The organism is Sphaerochaeta sp. PS (assembly GCF_032144095.1).
GTDB lineage: Bacteria > Spirochaetota > Spirochaetia > Sphaerochaetales > Sphaerochaetaceae > Sphaerochaeta.
In genome coordinates, this window is sequence record NZ_JAVSNJ010000004.1 from 1 (window position 1) to 18,398 (window position 18,398).

The 18,398-nt window shown below is 51.6% G+C and carries 20 protein-coding genes; 4 read left to right on the forward strand and 16 right to left on the reverse strand.

What is annotated here, in order from left to right; genetic code table 11:
• Positions 1–339 precede the first annotated feature (339 nt).
• Positions 340–747 (forward strand): hypothetical protein, encoded by a 408-nt coding sequence (locus ROJ03_RS05620; RefSeq protein WP_313726026.1) that lies wholly within the window; start codon positions 340–342, stop codon positions 745–747.
• A gap of 34 nt (positions 748–781) precedes the next feature.
• A complete protein-coding gene (locus ROJ03_RS05625) occupies positions 782–940 on the forward strand; it encodes a hypothetical protein (RefSeq protein WP_313726027.1) in 159 nt (52 codons plus the stop codon).
• Here ROJ03_RS05625 and ROJ03_RS05630 read toward each other — a convergent pair.
• The 4 genes from ROJ03_RS05630 to ROJ03_RS05645 form a co-directional block, all read right to left on the reverse strand.
• Positions 937–2,616, reverse strand: coding sequence for an MBL fold metallo-hydrolase (locus ROJ03_RS05630; RefSeq protein WP_313726028.1), 1,680 nt, complete (start codon positions 2,614–2,616; stop codon positions 937–939). The genes ROJ03_RS05625 and ROJ03_RS05630 overlap by 4 nt on opposite strands.
• A gap of 188 nt (positions 2,617–2,804) precedes the next feature.
• On the reverse strand, positions 2,805–4,067 hold the full coding sequence (locus ROJ03_RS05635) for an ArsB/NhaD family transporter (protein ID WP_313726029.1): 1,263 nt from the start codon (positions 4,065–4,067) through the stop codon (positions 2,805–2,807).
• A gap of 11 nt (positions 4,068–4,078) precedes the next feature.
• A complete protein-coding gene (locus tag ROJ03_RS05640) occupies positions 4,079–4,975 on the reverse strand; it encodes a PTS sugar transporter subunit IIA (RefSeq protein WP_313726030.1) in 897 nt (298 codons plus the stop codon).
• Between the two features lie 573 nt (positions 4,976–5,548).
• Positions 5,549–5,737 carry a hypothetical protein gene (locus tag ROJ03_RS05645; protein ID WP_313726031.1) on the reverse strand — a complete coding sequence of 63 codons (189 nt, stop codon included), beginning with the start codon at positions 5,735–5,737 and terminating at the stop codon, positions 5,549–5,551.
• A 33-nt stretch (positions 5,738–5,770) separates the two neighbouring features.
• Here ROJ03_RS05645 and ROJ03_RS05650 point away from each other — a divergent pair, with 33 nt between their 5' ends.
• Both ROJ03_RS05650 and ROJ03_RS05655 read left to right on the forward strand, forming a co-directional pair.
• Entirely contained in the window at positions 5,771–6,451 is a 681-nt protein-coding gene (locus tag ROJ03_RS05650) for a lactate utilization protein (protein WP_313726032.1), read from the forward strand.
• A 13-nt stretch (positions 6,452–6,464) separates the two neighbouring features.
• Positions 6,465–7,649 carry an iron-containing alcohol dehydrogenase gene (locus ROJ03_RS05655; RefSeq protein ID WP_313726033.1) on the forward strand — a complete coding sequence of 395 codons (1,185 nt, stop codon included), beginning with the start codon at positions 6,465–6,467 and terminating at the stop codon, positions 7,647–7,649.
• A gap of 23 nt (positions 7,650–7,672) precedes the next feature.
• Here ROJ03_RS05655 and ROJ03_RS05660 read toward each other — a convergent pair whose 3' ends face one another.
• From ROJ03_RS05660 to ROJ03_RS05715, 12 genes are all read right to left on the reverse strand, one after another.
• Complete coding sequence (locus ROJ03_RS05660; RefSeq protein ID WP_313726034.1) at positions 7,673–8,677, reverse strand: hypothetical protein; 1,005 nt, start codon at positions 8,675–8,677, stop codon at positions 7,673–7,675.
• 118 nt (positions 8,678–8,795) lie between these two features.
• Positions 8,796–9,248 (reverse strand): PTS sugar transporter subunit IIA, encoded by a 453-nt coding sequence (locus ROJ03_RS05665; RefSeq protein WP_313726035.1) that lies wholly within the window; start codon positions 9,246–9,248, stop codon positions 8,796–8,798.
• Between the two features lie 10 nt (positions 9,249–9,258).
• Positions 9,259–9,741: a universal stress protein gene (locus tag ROJ03_RS05670; protein WP_313726036.1), complete on the reverse strand. Its 483-nt coding sequence runs from the start codon at positions 9,739–9,741 to the stop codon at positions 9,259–9,261.
• A complete protein-coding gene (locus ROJ03_RS05675) occupies positions 9,725–10,435 on the reverse strand; it encodes a V-type ATP synthase subunit D (RefSeq protein WP_313726037.1) in 711 nt (236 codons plus the stop codon). The genes ROJ03_RS05670 and ROJ03_RS05675 overlap by 17 nt, the downstream gene beginning before the upstream one ends.
• 8 nt (positions 10,436–10,443) lie before the next feature.
• On the reverse strand, positions 10,444–11,865 hold the full coding sequence (locus tag ROJ03_RS05680) for a V-type ATP synthase subunit B (RefSeq protein ID WP_313726038.1): 1,422 nt from the start codon (positions 11,863–11,865) through the stop codon (positions 10,444–10,446).
• Positions 11,855–13,633 carry a V-type ATP synthase subunit A gene (locus ROJ03_RS05685; protein ID WP_313726039.1) on the reverse strand — a complete coding sequence of 593 codons (1,779 nt, stop codon included), beginning with the start codon at positions 13,631–13,633 and terminating at the stop codon, positions 11,855–11,857. Before ROJ03_RS05685 ends, ROJ03_RS05680 begins: the two co-directional genes overlap by 11 nt.
• Positions 13,630–14,226, reverse strand: a complete 597-nt coding sequence (locus ROJ03_RS05690) for a V-type ATP synthase subunit E family protein (RefSeq protein ID WP_313726040.1) — start codon at positions 14,224–14,226, stop codon at positions 13,630–13,632. The genes ROJ03_RS05685 and ROJ03_RS05690 overlap by 4 nt, the downstream gene beginning before the upstream one ends.
• A gap of 10 nt (positions 14,227–14,236) precedes the next feature.
• Positions 14,237–14,539, reverse strand: coding sequence for a V-type ATP synthase subunit F (locus tag ROJ03_RS05695; RefSeq protein WP_313726041.1), 303 nt, complete (start codon positions 14,537–14,539; stop codon positions 14,237–14,239).
• 3 nt (positions 14,540–14,542) lie between these two features.
• On the reverse strand, positions 14,543–14,890 hold the full coding sequence (locus tag ROJ03_RS05700; RefSeq protein WP_313726042.1) for an ATP synthase subunit C: 348 nt from the start codon (positions 14,888–14,890) through the stop codon (positions 14,543–14,545).
• Positions 14,891–14,913: 23 nt separating this feature from the next.
• Positions 14,914–16,905, reverse strand: coding sequence for a V-type ATPase 116kDa subunit family protein (locus ROJ03_RS05705; protein WP_313726043.1), 1,992 nt, complete (start codon positions 16,903–16,905; stop codon positions 14,914–14,916).
• Positions 16,902–18,005, reverse strand: a complete 1,104-nt coding sequence (locus ROJ03_RS05710) for a V-type ATPase subunit (protein WP_313726044.1) — start codon at positions 18,003–18,005, stop codon at positions 16,902–16,904. The genes ROJ03_RS05705 and ROJ03_RS05710 overlap by 4 nt, the downstream gene beginning before the upstream one ends.
• Positions 18,006–18,012: 7 nt before the next feature.
• Positions 18,013–18,330: a hypothetical protein gene (locus ROJ03_RS05715; protein ID WP_313726045.1), complete on the reverse strand. Its 318-nt coding sequence runs from the start codon at positions 18,328–18,330 to the stop codon at positions 18,013–18,015.
• Between the last annotated feature and the right edge of the window lie 68 nt (positions 18,331–18,398).

Here is an 18,398-nt window from a genome sequence, read left to right on the forward strand (position 1 = left end):
GGAAGCTCAGCCTTCTGTGCTCCCACTCCCTCTTCTCAGAGGGCGTTCATCCAGATTACTTGATTTTCCCTTTTCTGGTCAAGTGCTTGTGAGCAAATCCCAGAAGAAAGAGTTTCAAAGTTCTCATGGCCGAACGAGATGGGATATTACACCTCTTATTGGATTTTGTCCAGCACTTTCTCTATTTTTTTTCCTCCAAACCATCTTCTACCCCTAAATTTTGCGGTTTTTCTTTGCATTGTAGGGAATAAAAAAATCTGCAAACCTTACAATTTCTTCTTGATGAACTCATTGCAAACAGAGTATTGTTCACCTAGGCAAGAGAGGAGAATACCCAACATGGAACACATCAGACCAGCAAAAGAACAAGACCTTCCCTATCTGTATGAGATTTGCCTACGTACAGCCCTCTCCGGCCTTGATGGAACTGACTACTTCCATGATCCATTCTGCGTAGGACACTACTACGCTGCACCGTATCTGTTCTTTGACCCATCCCTCTGTTTCATAGCAGTAGACGAACATAACAAACCTTCAGGCTACATCGTTGGTACCTCTGATACTGCCTCATTCAACAAATGGATGAACAGCTCTTGGCTTCCCCCTCTCCAAACACAATATGAACAGGTCGACACCTTCAAGAGCGAATATGAGGAAGAGATCATACGGCTCATCAGCAAAGGCCCAGGAGAAGGCGTCTGGGAACATGTAGGGTATCCAGGCCACCTGCATATCAAATCTCCTTGAGAGCCTGCAGGGAAAGGGGCTGGGAAAGGCCCTGATGCTTACCTTCCTTGAGGCCGCGAAAAAAACGGGTGTTCCAGGCATCCACCTTGGGGTAGATGGCCGAAACACCCACGCTTTTGGGTTCTATGAGAAGATGGGCTTCGCCGAACTCGAACAACCTGATTGGGGTGCCGTGTTCGGTCTCACGTTCTAGTCTGCATCCCCTCCCCATTTGATCTCTAGGTATTCCAGGTCGCTGGCAAGGCGGCTGATCGAGTTGGTCAGTCGTACAGCATGCTTCTCTTGCAGATCCTTCACCTTTCCGGCAGCCTCCATGCGGGTGACAACGGAAAGCAAGGTCGCTTCCTTCTCCTTGAGGAGGGCGAGGGCCTCAGCCAACTCACGAAGATAGGGCAGGATTGAATCGTCAACCTTTTCAGCCTTAGGCCAGGAAGCCTCATCCAGAAGGTCGAAATGCTGGAATAGCTGTGGTGCATAGGCACGGATACCTAAAGTCCTGGAAACAAAAGAGGCAAACCATGGGGCCACTTCCTTGTCCCCATGCACGATGAAGGCCATCCGAGGCTCCTTCTTGAAGGCTGTAAGCCATTTCACCAGACCTGCCTGGTCAGCGTGGCCACTGATGCCATGCAGCTCGCATACCTCACACCTGACATCGATCTGCTCACCAAAGATGGTCACATGCCTGCTTCCGTCCAGGATCGAACGACCTAGGGTTCCCCCTGCCTGATAGCCGGAAAAGAGAACCGTGCACTCAGGCCTCCACAGGTTGTGCTTCAGATGGTGCTTGATCCTACCTGCCTCGCACATTCCGCTGCTACTGATGATGACACAGCTCTCCTTACGGAAGTTCAGGGCCTTTGATGCTTCGACATCCGTAATGGTGGTCAGAGAGGGGAACAGGATGGGATTGATCCCTTTCTTGACCAGCTTCATGGTCTCGTCATCCATATAGCCGAATATGTTTCCAGCAAACACATTGGTCGCCTTCACCGAGAGAGGACTATCAACAAAAACCGGGATTTCAGGAATCGAGGGGCAGAGCTTGTTTTCAATGATCACCCGCAGCAGGTAGAGGATCTCCTGCGTCCTGCCGACAGCAAAGGATGGGATGATCACATTCCCTCCCCGCTTGAAGGTCCTCTCCACAATAGCTGCCAGTTCCTGTGCCCGTACACTGGTAGGGACCGAAGAGCCTACGGCATTCTCAGGCAGCTTGTGCAGCCGGTTTCCATAGGTAGACTCCATGATGACAAAGTCAGCACTGTCGATATAGATGGGGTCCTTGATCAAAGGCTGGTCAAAATTGCCAATATCACCTGAGAAGACCAGCTTTCTGGCCTCCTTGCCCTCCTTCAGCCAGAGCTCAATGGAAGCAGAGCCCAAAAGGTGGCCGGCATCGATAAACCGGACTTTCATGCCGGAACCCAGATCGGCGATGGTCCCATACTCGCACGGTTCAAAGAACTGCATCGCACGCTGTGCATCCTCAACCGTATACAGGGGTTCCACACCACCCTTGCCCGCCCGCCTTTGCTTTCGGCTCTTCCATTCGGCCTCCATCTCCTGGATATGGGCACTATCGGCAAGCATGATCTCACAAAGGTCAATGGTAGCAGGGGTAGTGAGTATCTTTCCCTTGAAGCCATCCTTGATCAACAGGGGAATTCTGCCACTATGATCGATATGGGCGTGGGTCAGCAGAAGATAGTCTATGGCAGAAGCATCAAAGGGAAGCTCCATACCGGCCTCTTGTTCGTCATTGCCTTGGGGAAGCCCACAATCAACCAATACGTATTTGCCTGCACTCTCTACAAGAGTACAGCTTCCGGTAACATGCTGTGCAGCACCAAAAAAGGTAATGTTCATAGTTACTCCTTACCAATAAGATACGGATGAATGACCAAGGATGCAATGATATAAGAAATCCATTTTCATATTCAGAGTGGAGAGCTTTGAGTTGCCCCCTATGGGCGATCTAGGTAGTGCCATGCTGGAAAAGACAAAGAGGGAGAGCTTTCGCTCTCCCCCGATTCACTTTCCGTACTCTCAGCCTATCAATAGTACCTGAAAGAGATGTACACATACGAAAGCACTAGGGTAAGCAGGGTCATAGGAATCCCATATGCCAGATATCCTTTGAAACTGAGGGGAATGTTGTTTTTCCTTGCAAAGCCAAACATGATTACATTCGCCGATGCACCTACCAGGGTACCATTGCCGCCAAGACACGAGCCAAGGGCGAGGCTCCACCAGATTGGCTGTATTGCATGGGCAGAGGTAGTGGTCCCTATGATTTTCACCACTGGGATGAAGGTTGCAACCAGGGGGATGTTGTCCAGAATCCCCGACAGGATCCCGGACCCAAACAACAGGACTGTACTTGTCTTCCTAAGGTCTCCCTTGGTCATGTCAGTCATCAACTTGGCCAGCTTGTCGATCACGCCGGTGTACTGGAGCACGCCGACCATGATGAACAGGCCGATGAAGAAGAGGATGGTATCCCATTCGATTTTTTTGAGAATCTCCTCAAGGTCTTCCTTTGTCCAGAGAACCAGGAAGAAGGCCCCGGCAAGGGCTATCACACTCGGCTCGGTCCCTAGCAGTCCGTTAAGAAGGAATCCCGCTATCACAGCTGCTATGACGATGAGCGACTTCCTCATGAGGACAGGGTTGCTGATCATCCGCTTTTCATCCATGGCCATGATCCGCCTCTTGTTCAGTTCGGTCACTACGAGTCCTTTCCTGAAGATGAGAATGAGAATGCCCATGTTGACAGCTGAGATTATAAGTATGGCTGGGGCAAGATTCAGTAGGAAGTCCATGAAATTCAGGCCTGCAGCAGAGCCGATCATGATATTCGGTGGATCGCCGATGAGGGTAGCTGTCCCTCCAATATTCGATGCGAGGATAACGGTTATCACAAAAGGAAGGGCCCCTATCTCCATCTGTGTGGCAAGCAGGAGGACAATCGGCGAAATAAGGAGGACCGTGGTCACGTTGTCCAACATCCCGGAGAAAAAGGCTGTGATCACAAACAAGACTGCCAAGAACGCAACAGGGTTTGCATTCACCAGCTTTGCGCTCTTTATCGCAATGTATTCGAAGACACCGCTGCCTTCGGTGATCTTCACGATCATCATCATCCCTATCAGAAGAAAAATGACATTCATGTCGATATGCTCGACAGCCTTCTCAAAGGGAATGAAGTGAAACAAGAGATAGATCATTGCCCCCAGGATGGCAGCAACTGCCTTGTTCATCTTCTCCATGATCAGAAGGGCGTAGACAACGATAAAAATAAGTATTGATACAAACATATATATGTTCATTATGGCCTCAGCATCTTGTTGATAATTTCATTGGGATTGATAACTCCGATCATCTCATCGTTTCCATCCACCACCAGCAGGTGCCTCCTGTTTCCCTTGATCATCATGAAGAATATCTCAGGATAGGTGATGGAGCCCCTGATCAGGTATGGGCGATAGTCCCTGAGGTAGTCGCCAATTTTCAGGTTGGCTTCGTTCTTCCAGAAATAGTCGATCGGCTGGAACTCCTTGAGCACAGAAAGGCTGCTGAGCTTGAACACATAGTCGGGAAACCCTGCCTTCAGAAGGTCGAGCAGATCCAAAACGCCGCAGATCTTCCCCGTCTTGCCGCTGTATACCGGCAGGAAGTAGATATTGTGGCGTTTCATCTGGTCCACGGCCACAGAGAGGCTGTCAGTATCCTTAGCCCTCGGCCAGTAACGGGCGAGATCGGCTGCAGTGAGAGGCTCTCCCATGGAGTTGCTTGACTTGCTGAGAATCTCAATAAGTTCAGAGGGTTTCTGACATGCATCCAGTTCCGTCGACTGCTCCCTGATCAACTTCCCTATTCCCTGGAGAATCCCGAGATAGAGATCCTGCTTCTCCCCCGACGTCAGGATGGAGAAGATATACTTCACCTGATTGCCGTCATCAAGAACCAGAGGTTTGCTGCAACGGATGAAAATGATGGATATCCCCTTGATCTCGGTGCTGTGGTTGTGCGGAAGCAGCGTCCCGTTGCCAATCCAGGTCGAGCTCAACCTCTCCCTATCCTCAAGAAGATCGAGGACCTTCTCCTTTTTCAGTCCCAGGTCCTTGGAAAATTCTTCAGAGAGGAACTCGAGAACCTCCTGGATAGTTTTGAATTCACGATCCAAAAAGATTCTGTCCTCTGATACATACTTATGAAACTGCATAGTGTCTCTCCATTTTTTCTCAAGATATTCTCTTCGTTTTCAGCCTGCACACACCATCCCCGATATCGATGGAAGAGCTTGGTACAGATCAGCGGAGAGGAGCGTTCCCCTTGCTATCCAGCAACGTTGGTTGCACAGATATTTCCGGTTAGCTTTTTTTGGTTTGTCAGATTCAAGCGTTCAGCAGCACATCAACTGTCGGCACATCCAAGGAGGAAGGCACACAAGCCCCATCACCACCCACAGCATTGCCCAATCATTTTTTTATATCATGTATCATGCTTCTCAAGCATTAATTGCATGGTTTTTGGAAAAACGAACCAAATGCCCTTCAGACAGGCCCGTATTCTTCTGATAGAGAACAGATGCCAGGACTTTCCTACGAGCCATGCGACTGAGAGATTGCAAGCGAAGATACCCTCTGAATCAGATCCAGCAGTTGATGTTTCACCCGCAGATTTTACGGTGATAGGTGCAAAAATACAAGATGCCCATGCACAATCGAAAAACCTTTCACGATGGGGCAAGAATCTTCACTGCCTGTGCATCCCAAAAGGCCGAAGCTTTCGTTGCTCAGTGCACTCTTGCCGCCAGCAGGACAAAACCCGATCGGGCATCGGTGCGCACCAATTCATTCCTGGGAGAGGGTGACGATCCTTCCGCTTCTCCAACCCGTATTTTTTCCCTACCACCTACCCAGGAAGGGAGGGAGATCCCAGCAAAGAGAATAGGCCCAAACCATTCTTGCCGAAACCTCTCCATATGGGGTATCCTATACCCCTATGGAGGGAGTGTATGGACGACTATAAACGGAAAGTTCGGGAACTGCAGGTGGAAAGAACCATCAAGGCGCTGAAGAAGAACAATATGGAAGCTGAATTTCTCCCTACGATGGAGGATGTCCTTCCAAAAGTCACATCTCTGCTCAAACCAGGTGAGAAGGTAGCTGTAGGGGGCTCTGCAAGCCTGGAAGAGACTGGGGTGCTCCAAGCCCTGCGTAGCGGCACCTACGAGTTCCTTGACCGGTACAAGAAAGGACTTACAGCCGAGGAGGTCCAGCAGGTATTCAGGGATAGCTTCTCTGCCGACTCCTTCCTGGCCAGTGCCAATGCGGTAACGGAACACGGGGAGCTCTATTGCACAGATGGCAACTCCAACCGTGTTGCTGCAATGCTCTTCGGGCCAAAACAGGTCATCCTCGTCGTCTCCTGGGACAAGCTAGTGCCCGACCTCGGGGCTGCAGTGGAGAGGGTAAAGCAGGTCGCAGCACCAGCCAATGCAATACGGCTCAACGCTGACACCTACTGTACCAAAAACGGCCGCTGCCTTAACCCATCCTGCAGCGTGGACAACCTCATGGCCCTTGGCGCAGGTGCCTGCGAACACACCATCTGTGCAAACTACGTTGTTTTTTCACACCAGAGAGTAGCGAAGAGGATCAAGGTCCTCATCGTTGGCGAAAGTTTCGGATATTAATCGGAGGATATACATGACAGCAGACTTCACCTACTACACCCCAACCAAAGTCGTATTCGGCAAAGATGCAGAATCACAGGTTGGCTCACTCATCAAGGAACAGCAGTGCAAGAAAGTACTTGTCCACTATGGGACTGAGAGTGCAAAGCGTTCAGGCTTGCTCGATAGGATAACCGCTTCCCTGCAGACAGCAGGCATTGAGCACGTACTCCTTGGGGGGGTGGTACCCAACCCAAGGCTCTCAAAGGTCCATGAAGGAATAGAGCTTGGCAAACGGGAAGGGGTTGACTTCATCCTCGCTGTAGGAGGGGGCTCGGTCATAGACTCGGCAAAGGCCATTGGATACGGGCTCTACCATGGCGGAGAGGTCTGGGACTTCTACAGCCAGAAGAGGCCCATCGAAGGATGCCTACCCATAGCAGCGGTTCTGACCATTGCAGCGGCAGGCAGCGAAATGAGCGACTCCTCGGTGATAACCAACGAGGATGGGGACCTCAAGCGTGGTGCCAACTCTGTCTACTCACGTTGCAGGTTTGCAATCCTCAACCCTACCCTCACCTATACCCTGCCAACCTACCAGACCATGAGCGGGGCTGTGGACATCATGATGCATACCATTGAACGGTATTTCTTCGATGGAGAGAGCATGTACCTCACCGACGAGATCGCTGAAGGGCTGCTCAGGACAGTCGTACACTACTCTCTCATCCTGAAGGAGAACCCCAATGACTACGACGGGAGGGCCAACCTCATGTGGGCAAGCAGCCTGTCACACAATGGCCTTACCGGGGCGGGAAACAGCGCAAGAGGCGACTGGGCTCCCCACCAGCTTGAGCATGAGATGGGCGGGATGTTCGACGTTGCCCATGGGGCAGGCCTATCGGCCGTCTGGGGTGCCTGGGCAAGATACGTATGTGCCAACAGGGCAGAACGGTTTGCCCGACTGGGAGAGAAGGTTTTCAATGTAGAGAGGACAGGGGACGTTCTCAAGGATGCACTGACAGCAATCCATGCCTTTGAGGAGTTCTTCAGAAGCATTGGCATGCCGACAAACTTCAGGGAGCTTGGCATAGAACCCACCGATGAGCAGATCGAGGAGATGACCGTAAAATGCACCTTCTTCGGAAAGCGCACCCTGGGCAGTGTGATGGTCCTTGGGGCAAAAGAGATCCACGACATCTATACAAACGCCAGATAAGGGAACTCATGGGCAAGGAGTGGCTACTCCTTGCCTACCTTTCCCTCTTCCTCTTTTTCTTCCACTTCCCAAAGATAGATAAGGAAATACTCCTCAAGGCTCCTATGGGGGCCTTTGCTTTGGGTGAGCCTTCTTCCTTTTGCCAGCGTCTGACGTTGCAGGAAGGAGTGATAGAGCTGGATGGCCGAAGACCCTTCACCCTTTTCGAATGCGGTTTCCCCGCACTGGAGCAACAATTCCATTGCCTGGGCTCTGCTGATGGCGGCAATGCCCTTCTCCTGCATGTATACACGCAACAGGCTTATCTGTTCATAGCTAAGGGAGAAGAGATACTCCTCCAAAGCATGGGTCATGCCCTCTTTCTTTGCCTGGGACAGGATGAAGGAGTGCCACATCGGAGATAGCCCAAAGGATAGGCGCATCAGCTCCACCGTCCCCCGCAAGGTTCCAAGGACAGGCACAATGGTATGGCGTACACTCCAGAGCTTCCTGAGGTTCGGGGCAAACTCCTTCTTGTTGGCGCTGGTGCGATAGTCCCACATCCTGATGAGCTCTTCCGTTGCACGGTGCAGCCAGGGCTCCCCTCCCTTGCTTTCAGAAATAACCGAAATATAGAGATCCTCAGCCATCAGGTCAAAGAGGATGTCATGGTAACAGTCCTCCATTCCTGACTGGAGCTGGAGAAGCCTACCATCGGTATGGGAGACCTTCTCCAAAAATCCAAACAGATGGAGCTTGCTTACCAGAAAGGAACGGCCAACCACAGCTTTCACAGGAAGGTTCACCACGGCATCAATGCCCTGGTTCTTGAGCTTTTCAGCTAAGGTCCTCCAGGACCTACCATCCCGTTGCCCATTGAAGTCACTATTGGGTGATGGAGATCTGTTTGCAATTTCGGAAAGGAGCCTCACATCGCTTCTCAGGCCTTGAAGATGTGAGGCGAGTGTGGGGGAGGATTCGGTCAGGATTGCTTCGCAACGGTCAAGCAGATCCGTCTCTTTCAGGTTGAATGTAGCGATTTGCTGCATACTGCACATACCTCAGACATTGATTATCCAACCATAGAAGGGAAAAAAGAAAATGTCCATATAGGAAGTCAGGAGGGCCCTGAAAAGAGGTCGAGGCACCTGCTAGGGTGCCTCACTCTTATTCCATGAAGAGCCGAACGACCTCATCCTTGTCCTTCGACTGTTCGAGCATCCTTCGGAAAACACTCGAGGTACAGGTTCTGGCTATGGAAGCCAACAGTTCCACATGTGCTGAGGCCTCCGAGGAGGGAGCAAGCACCAAAAAGAATATCCGGCTTTTCTGGTCGTCAGGAGAGACAAAGTCTACGGGGAATCGACTGACCCCTACTACCATGGTCACATGTTTGACCACATTTGTCTTGGCATGGGGAATGGCAATGCCATTGCCGATCCCAGTGGAGCCGAGACTCTCACGGTCAAGGACTGCATCAAGTATCGCCTCTGACTGTTGGGTAGTATATCCTTTGGCTTTTGCAACCACCTCGACAAGTTCGGCTATGATGCCGTTCTTGTCACTTGCGGTAAGGGGAACTTTGACCAAATCCTTGTCTAACACATCAAGTAAAATCATGTACTGCTCCTTACGCTTCGAATTCAAGCCAGATATCGTCATCGTCCCTAACCACCAATACAGGGCAAGGGGCTGTTCGCATCATCCTGTCTGTCTCACTGGAGAGCTCCTCACGCCTCGAACGGATATCGGTGATACCCCCGAGTACCAATAGGTCGGCATGCCGGTCCTTGAGCAATTGCCGAACCACAACGTGGACCGCCCCTTCCAGCTTTACCGTATCAAGCTCCAGTTGTTTCTGTGCTGCCAGCTTGGAGGCATGGCGAAGGTACCTGTCTGCATCTGCCTGCAGGTCACGCTGGTACTCATCACGTTCAATGGCAACAAAGATACCGGCTTTCACCAGTTCACCAAGAGCCTTTGTGTTCACCACATAGACGGCCGTCAATTTGGCTTCATGTTCCACAGCCAGCTTGATGGCATACATCACAGCGGTCATGGAGCTCTCAGATCCGTCCAAATAGACGACGATATCCTTAAACGGGACTCCCATGCGATCCTCCTTTGTCCATCGTATCACCAACTACGACTGCAGTCATCCTATTCTGCTTAGGATCGATAGCCATTTGGGCCTGTTCCATCCTATCCTTGACCACCTTGAGCAGGATGAAGTTCTCCCTCTCCTGTTCCTCGATGCGTCCACGCATCCAGGTAATGGTCTCCTGGTTGTCAGGTATCACTATCTTTTCCAACGCATTGACCTTCCGAATGGTCTTCTTGACTTCCCGGGCAAGCCGCATGATGGATACCTTCAGCTCCGCAAGCCGCCCCATCAGGCTCAACGTCGTGCGATACCGCTCGATGGAAAGTTCGGCGAGGATACTTGTACCCTCAATGCTGAAATAGGGGCTGTTGTCAGTAAAGGAGGTCTCCACTTTGGGAAGTGTGACACCCATTACCCTACGCTTGCCCAGATCGATGGAATAGTCGATGTTGACAGCCCCACTGAGGTTACCCACCCTCAACCTTCCCATTTTCATGATGGCATCACTGAGGGATGCCTGGGCCTCGGTAAGGGACTGGAAGACCCTACTCTCATAGTCGACGGCCTGGTCAACCAGGGTAAGCAATTCAGCAACAAGAATCGAACGCTTCTGGTCAAGCAGCTCATAGCCCAGCTGGGCAAACTTCAAATCGTCTGCCAACCTGAGCAAGTTGCTCCTTGTAGGGGCAAGTGTTGTGTTCACGCTTCCTCCTATTTGCCGTAGTGCTCGGCTATCTCCTCGTCTGTGAGACGCTGCAACTCTTCTGAAGGAAGTTTGCTCAGCGCCTCCCATCCGATATCGAGAGTCTGTTCAATGCTGCGGTCCTCGGTAAAGCTCTGATTCACAAACTTGTGCTCAAAGAAATTTCCGAATTCCAGATACTGCTGGTCAAGGGCTGTCAGTTCCTCCTCACCAATGACTGAGGCCAGGTTCTGCACCTCCTTGACATGGCTGTATGAGGCAAACAGCTGGTTGGCAAGGTGGGGATGGTCCGCCCGGGTCATGCCTTCCCCGATACCATCTTTCATCAGACGGGAGAGGGAGGGAAGACAGTTGATGGGTGGATAGATCCCCCGTGCCTGCATCGTCCGGTCGAAGACTATCTGCCCTTCGGTAATGTACCCTGTAAGGTCAGGGACCGGATGGCTTATATCATCGTTAGGCATGGTCAGGATCGGGAGCTGGGTAATGGAGCCACTTCTGCCGGTAATCTTGCCAGAGCGTTCGTAGAGTTCGGCAAGGTTTGAGTAGAGATAGCCAGGATACCCCTTCCTGGAGGGGATTTCACCACGCATCGTCCCGATCTCACGCAAGGACTCGCAGTAGTTGGTCATGTCGGTCATGATGACAAGGACCTGCTTGCCCTTGTCAAAGGCAAGATGTTCGGCAAGGGTGAGGGCTGTCTTGGGCGTGATGGTCCTCTCGATGGAAGGGTCATCGGCAAGGGAGAGGAAAAGTGCAACATTATCCAGTACCCCTGTCTCCTCGAAGCTGTCGATGAAATAGCGGGCAACGTCATACTTGATTCCCATTGCGGCGAATACAATACAGAAGTCAGCCCCACTGCCCCGTACCTTTGCCTGTCGGGCGATCTGTGCAGCCAGCTTGTTGTGGTCAAGGCCGTTCCCACTGAAGATGGGAACCTTTTGGCCCTGGATCAGGGTGGTCATCCCATCGATGACGGAGATCCCTGTCTGGATGAAATCCTTTGGATACTCCCGGGCGGTCGGGTTGATAGGCTCGCCGTTTACATCCCTTTCGGTGGCACCCTGGGGTATGGTGGAGCCATCACGGCTTTTTCCCAACCCGTTCATGACACGGCCGAGCATCTGCTCCGAGACTGGCAGGGTAAGGGGTTCTCCCATGAAACGCATGCCGGTATCAGGGAGGTTCAGCCCATCAGTCCCTTCAAAGACCTGTACGACAACAGCCTCATCACTGGTATCCAAAACCTGGCCTGAGCGGTGTGAACCATCAGGGGCGGTAATCTCGACAAGCTCCCCGTATCCAACAGGATGGGTGTTTCTCATATATACCAAAGGACCGTCGATACGGGAGGTACCGCGATACTCTCTTCCCGAGAGAAGATGGCGGTCGGTGTGCACAAGCAGTGTCTCTTCTTTAGTTCTCATAGACTCCCCCAAGCTGGTCGACGGAGCGCTCAAGGCGCAGTTGCAGTTTATCAAAGGCTTGCAGGTCGTCATTCTCAATGGTCAGGCGCATTTTGGCCATCTCCTGCACGACCTTCAGTCGGCGGATCTTGACCATCGGGACGCCCTTGGCAATTGCCTCCGAACCTCTCTGGTAGTATTCAAGAATGATATCAAGCATCCTGACCTGCTTCTTTACGGAACAGAAACGGTCAATCAGGTCAAAGGCATTCTGCTGCAGAAAAGCTGTCTTGAACAGGGAACACACCTCGAGGATGAAGTTCTGGCTGTCGGGAAGCGCATCAGGACCGACCAGCTTGACGATCTGCTGAAGGCGCACCTCTTTCTGCAAAAGTTCCATGATCCGTTGCCGGTTGGTCTGCCAGGTGGTGTCGCTATGCTCGTTCCACCAGGGCTGTACCTCGGTCAGGTACTCGCTGTAGGAGTCAGTCCAGCTGATGGCCGGATAGTGACGACTACTTGCCAAGGCCCGGTCAAGGCCCCAGAAACACCGGACAAACCGTTTTGTATGCTGGGTAACAGGCTCGGAGAAGTCCCCTCCTGGAGGGCTGACGGCACCGATGACAGAGACCGATCCAGTTTCACCCGAAAGGCATTTCATAAAGCCTGCACGTTCATAGAACTGGGCAATCCTGGTGGGAAGATAGGCCGGAAAACCCTCTTCAGCGGGCATCTCTTCCATGCGTCCACTCAGTTCCCTGAGGGCCTCTGCCCAACGGCTGGTTGAGTCGGCCATGATTGCAACATGATAGCCCTGGTCCCGATAGTATTCGGCCATGGAGATTCCTGTATAGATGCTCGCCTCTCGTGCCGAAACAGGCATGTTTGAGGTGTTTGCTATCAGAAGGGTGCGTTCCATCAGTGACTGACCGGTCCTTGGGTCGATGAGCAGGGGAAATTCCCTCAATACGTCAGTCATCTCATTTCCACGCTCACCACAACCGATATAGACGATGATATCAGCATCGCACCACTGTGCTATCGAGTGCTGGATCATGGTCTTGCCTGTGCCGAAACCACCAGGGATAGCTACCGTACCACCTTTGGCAAGCGGAAACAGGGTATCAATGACCCGAAGGCCAGTGATCAGGGGTTGTTTGAACGGGAGGTGCTCGATGACAGGACGGGGAATTCTGATCGGCCAGCGCTGGATCATGGTAAGCTTCTCTTCCTTGCCATTGGGAAGCACAACCGTCACGACTTCTTCCTCAACGGTGTAGTCCCCCTCAGCTGCAATCGAAGAGACCACACACTCTGCAATGGAAGGAGGTATCATAAGCTTGTGCAGGACCCGTTCCGTCTCGGGAACTTGTCCGAACGCCATCCCATGGGTAAGGGAGGAGCCGACCTCTACAATCGGGGTAAAGTGCCATTTCTTCTCACGGTCAAGTGCTGGAAAGTTGACACCTCGGGAGAGGAATGCACCGGAGACACCCATCAGTTTTTCCAATGGGCGTTGGATACCATCGTAAATCGTTCCTATAAGGCCAGGGCCCAGTTCTACACTGAGGCTCAAGCCACTTCCATAGACATTGTCACCAGGGCAAATTCCAGTGGCATCCTCGTAGACCTGTACGGTGGCTAGCCCATCATAGAGCTTGACCACTTCCCCTACCAGTTGCTGTTCACCGATCCTGACCAACTCCATCATGGACGCATCCGAAACGTCCTTGAGAATGATGACCGGGCCATTTACCCGCTTGACCTGTCCGACTATTCTGTCTTTCATGTATGTTCCTGAATCATTGTCCTAATGACGCGGTCAAACCGTCTGAGACGGATCTCGACCTGATTGTTGAACGAAACCTTGTCGTCCAACGAAGAGAGCACAACCCCAAGGGACCGTATGGGTTTTGGGTCCAAGCTCAAGAGAACCTCAGAACCAGTATTTTTCTTTACCAGTGCAGCGGCTTCCTTAAGATGCTTTTCAGTTACAGGGCACTGGGTGCTTGACGAAACCTTCGCCTCTTTCAGGTCAAGACCGAGGGCAGCCTCAGCAATCCAGGAGGAGAGGAAAGGTTCAATCGTCTTGCAGTTCATCCTCTCACGGATGCGACGCATGACAGCCAAATAGCTTTCATCAATCTGTCTGAGGGCAGCCTTGCGCTTCACGCTGGACATATTGGCCTGAAGGCGCAACTCAACCTGCTTCAGCTTTTGCTGATGAGTCTTCTGTTCCAGCTCAATCTCCCGAGCAGAACGTTCATGAGCTTCGTCAAGGATTTTCTTGGCCTGGAGCCGAGCATCCTCTTCTGCTTTTGCTGCAGCTACCTCTGCTTGCCGGATAATCCCATCCAGCAGGCGATTGTCTGTTGTATCCATGAGAACCCCTTTAGAGCGAAACACCTATGGCTTTGTTTACCAAGGACCGCAGATCAGTATGCTCTGAACCACCTCGTGGAGAGGGAACCTCCACCACAAGGGGAAACGATTCGGAAAACAGGTATTGGTCGACCGTCTGACGAATCATGTTGGCAACCACATCGGTTATGATGATGATACCATTTTCTGTATCTTCAAGAGCCTTGGCCCAAGCCTGTCGTGCCTGGTCGGCATTTGTCGCCTGCATGCCGAACACACCGACCAGGGAGAACCCCAGCACGGTATCCTCGTCACCGATGACAAAATACTTCATCTGTTACGCCTTGCCGAGAATCATCAAAGCTGTGATGAAACCAAAGACAACAAGACCTTCAGCAAGGGCGATGAAGATCAAAGCCTGGCTTGCGATCTCAGGTCTTTCACTGATGGCACCCATGGCAGCACTTCCTACCTTGCCAATTGCCATGCCGGCTGCCAAGGCTCCAATGCCAAAGGCAAAGGCGGCACTCAAGCAAACGATTGCGAGGGTGTAGCTTCCTGGGGCAGTTGCCTCAGCAGTTGCTGCAAAGGCACTTGGTGCAAAGACAAAGCCGGAGGCCAGCAACAACAGTGCAGTGGCTGCAAAGGTCATCGAAACTTTCTTTTTGAATGCGATACTGGTCATATTGACCCTCCTAAAAAAACTGACTATTTTTGAGCAGAGAAAGATGTCTTTAACCCAACAGGTTCATATGCAACACCCTTACCTGTGAAATACCTTGAGAAGAATTCATAGTAGTTGAGCCTCAGCGACTGTATTCCAGAGCTCAAGCCCTCAAGCACTATCACCAACACGTTGCCAAGCACAAAGATGGCTATGGCACCAACACCGCTGGAAAGAGAGGAGAGTTCCTTGAACGACTCCATGAGGGTGGCGTGGGCTATTCCCAGACCGGCTACTCGCATGAAGGAGAGGGTGTTGGAAAGATACCCACCAAAGATCTCCAGAAGGTCGACAAGCCACTCCATGACCGAGTCCATGACCACTGTCCCCATGCCATGCTTGGGCCCACCCTTCTTGACCGAAAGGTAGTAGGCAAGAAACCCACGCAGGAACAACAGCACCAGCGAGACGGTAATGACAATGGAGACCCAGGGTGCAGAAGGAAACTCCCTGTACCCGGTCTTGACAAAGCCAAATCCCATGTAGAGACCGGTACCGAAAAGGACCCCACCTACGATGCCGTTCTTGTCCAGGGTGAGCTTGAGCCAATCCTTTTTCCTAAACAGGTTAATCCAGTTAAGGAACAATCCTGTATAGATGACAATGATACCGAACTTGATGGTCAACCCCATGATCCCATAGACATCCCTGATGCTGCCTGTACTGGCGTGGCCAGAGACCACCGCGTCAAAGTTGAACCAGAGCGCAGGAAAGAGGGATAGCCCGAAATAGGAGCCGAACAACATGCCAAACAGCATGGAGGAGGCTCCAAGGTAGGGCAACAGCTTGCTGAGATTTCGGCTGAGCATCCCATCCTTCTTGAGAGGGTCCTTGCTGTATCCTAGCTGGGTCAACAGGCCAACGACCAGGAGCACAAACCCCTGTCCGACATCTGCAAACATCAGGCCAAACATGATCAGGTAGGCTACCATGACAAAGATCGTCGGGTTGACCGTGCCATATTCAGGGGTACTGTAGTTGTTTACTATCTTCTGGAATGGTTCCAAGAGCTTGGGTGAGGTTACCGCAACAGGAACCTCTCCGCGGGGGACCTGCGTCGCATCTGTCCATTCAGTGACACATTGTCCTTCACTGGAACGGAAGATTGCCTTGGTAACTTCGTCTGCCTGGTCTGTAGGGACCCAGCCCGAAAAGAGGGTGGTATTCCTAGTATAGGCAAAGTAGGAACGTATCTGGTCACTCAGTTCGTTGAGCCTGAGGTTGCTCCAGATGGAGATGAGCTTTGCACTCTCAGCCTTGATGAGGTCGTTGACCTCTGCCTCAATTTCACTGCGTTGCATACCCGCTTTTCGGTGTTCCTCCTCCAGGCGGTGGGTAATGAGAGAAATGGCCATCTTCTGTGCTTCGACATCACTGCTTTCGGTCCAGTCAAACTTATCCAACAGAGGCGAGACCTGTGAGACATCCCTACGAAGGGTAAGGGAGATATACTTCTTTCCCTCACCATACGGTTCCAGCAGTCCGCCAAAGGAAGCGAGCCGCTGGCCAAGGTCATCTGCATTGCCATGGCCGATCTCACCAACACGGAGGTCCAGGTACTCACCCTTGTCCTCGTTTATATAGCGATGCATCTCATCAAAGCCAAGGACGAGCTGGTTGCTCTCCTTTTGTTTTTCCTTAAGAACCAGCAGCTTCTTGCCCAGGGTATCCAATACCACATTGTAGGAGTCAAGGTCGGGTTTCTCCAGGTTCTTGACATCCAGGATATCGGTGGAAGGAAGGGCAACCTGTCCTTGCCTGAGCAAGGCCTCAACCCTATGGCGGGTATCCTCAAGAACGACTCGGCTGATGGAACTTGGGCGGGAACTGAGCTTTTCCATCTGTTCAGGGGCAAGCTTGTTGATATGGACAAAATCCATGACTCCCAACTCCAGCAGGCTCTTTACCACAGCATCACTCTTCTCTTCCAGAACTACAGCCGTGAGCAATTCCATTGGCCTTGTAAACAAGTTCATGCTAATACCCCCCTGATATAATCCTCTTCATATCCATAATACTTGCCGTTGAGTATGGCCTTGATCATAACATCCTCCTCATTGTAGAGGAAGAAATAGGCCAGACTCACTCCAATGGTAAAAGGATCGGAAGCCAACATTCTTTTGTATAAGGCCTTACGGCGTTCGTGCAGGTATGCCTCGATACGAAGGTTTTGCAGCGTTATGGTCTCATCCTGGTGGACACTACCCTTCTTCTCTTCCGGAATCTGCTGTATCGACTGGGTCAGGCCAGGATAGAGCTGTTCAATCACGGCAAAGGGGTCGCGTTCCTGGGGTGATTTCTGTATGAACTCACGAATGCTCTTGTCCTTGTATACCTTGCCCCAAGGAAGGAGCAGGGAGGAAAGAACATCCTTGTCCATCTTGTAATACCACCCATAGCGAACCATCATCAGCAGGTTCTTCAGGTCAATATCCACAACAAACACAGACTGTGCGACCAGCCTGTCCTGGTTGGACAGTTTGGCGGTGCTGGCCATCATCTGCTCATACCACTGCCTATCGAGTTTGTTTTCCAGGATAAAAAGTCCGGAATCATCAAGTTGCTGTTCGGTAAATTCCTTTACCACATCACTATACGGAGTATTGGAAAGGGCCTTGCATACCCCGTCCCAGTTGGTGGCGTTGATCAGGGCTGTCCAGTCTATGTCATTGAGCAATTTTTGCTTGAAGAGATACTCGCTACGAAAACGCATCGGCCTCCGTCGGACAATGCTGCTATACCAGAGGCGGATGGAGTTCTTGAGGTTCTCCACCTCTATTTTCCCCAGAAGCCTCAACACAAATTCGGCAGGTTTGCCTTCCAGAAATTTGGAGACCTCCTGGTACATCTCAACCTCATTGTAGAGAAGGGCAAGCTCCATCTGCTGAATGTCACCTGTCCTGTCGTAGGCTGTTGCTACCGTTGCATAGGCACTATCGCGCAGGACAGCAACGGCTTCTACAACCGTCTTGGCCTTGAGCAGGTCCTCGACGATATGCGACTCGCGCATCAAGCCGATTCGAGCCCGTAGCTTGGCATTGATGAACCCATACAGGGAGGTTGGATCTTGTCTCATGGTACGCTTAGATGCCCTCCAACTCAGTCCTACATATTTTCTCTACGATGCTGGTGGCTATCTCGTCCAAGGTAGCATCCCTAAGCATAGAGGAAATATCAAGACTTGCCTCAAACTCGGAGAGTCTGAGGTTAGCATCTTCTTCAGCTTGAAGAAGTTGGGCACGATTTTGTTCTCGTTCTTCTTTAAGGGCAAGCCGGACAAACTCACTAGCCCCAGTCTGGGCTTCGCTAAGTATGTTGCGTGCGTTTGTATTGGCATCCCGTATGATCTGTTGCGCTTTATCCTCAACTGTCAGAACCTCGTTGATTATATCGCTTTTCACTGTGGAACTTCCTTTGTGTACAGTACAATGATGACTCTCATAGTCGTACTTTTGCATACAAGTGTCAA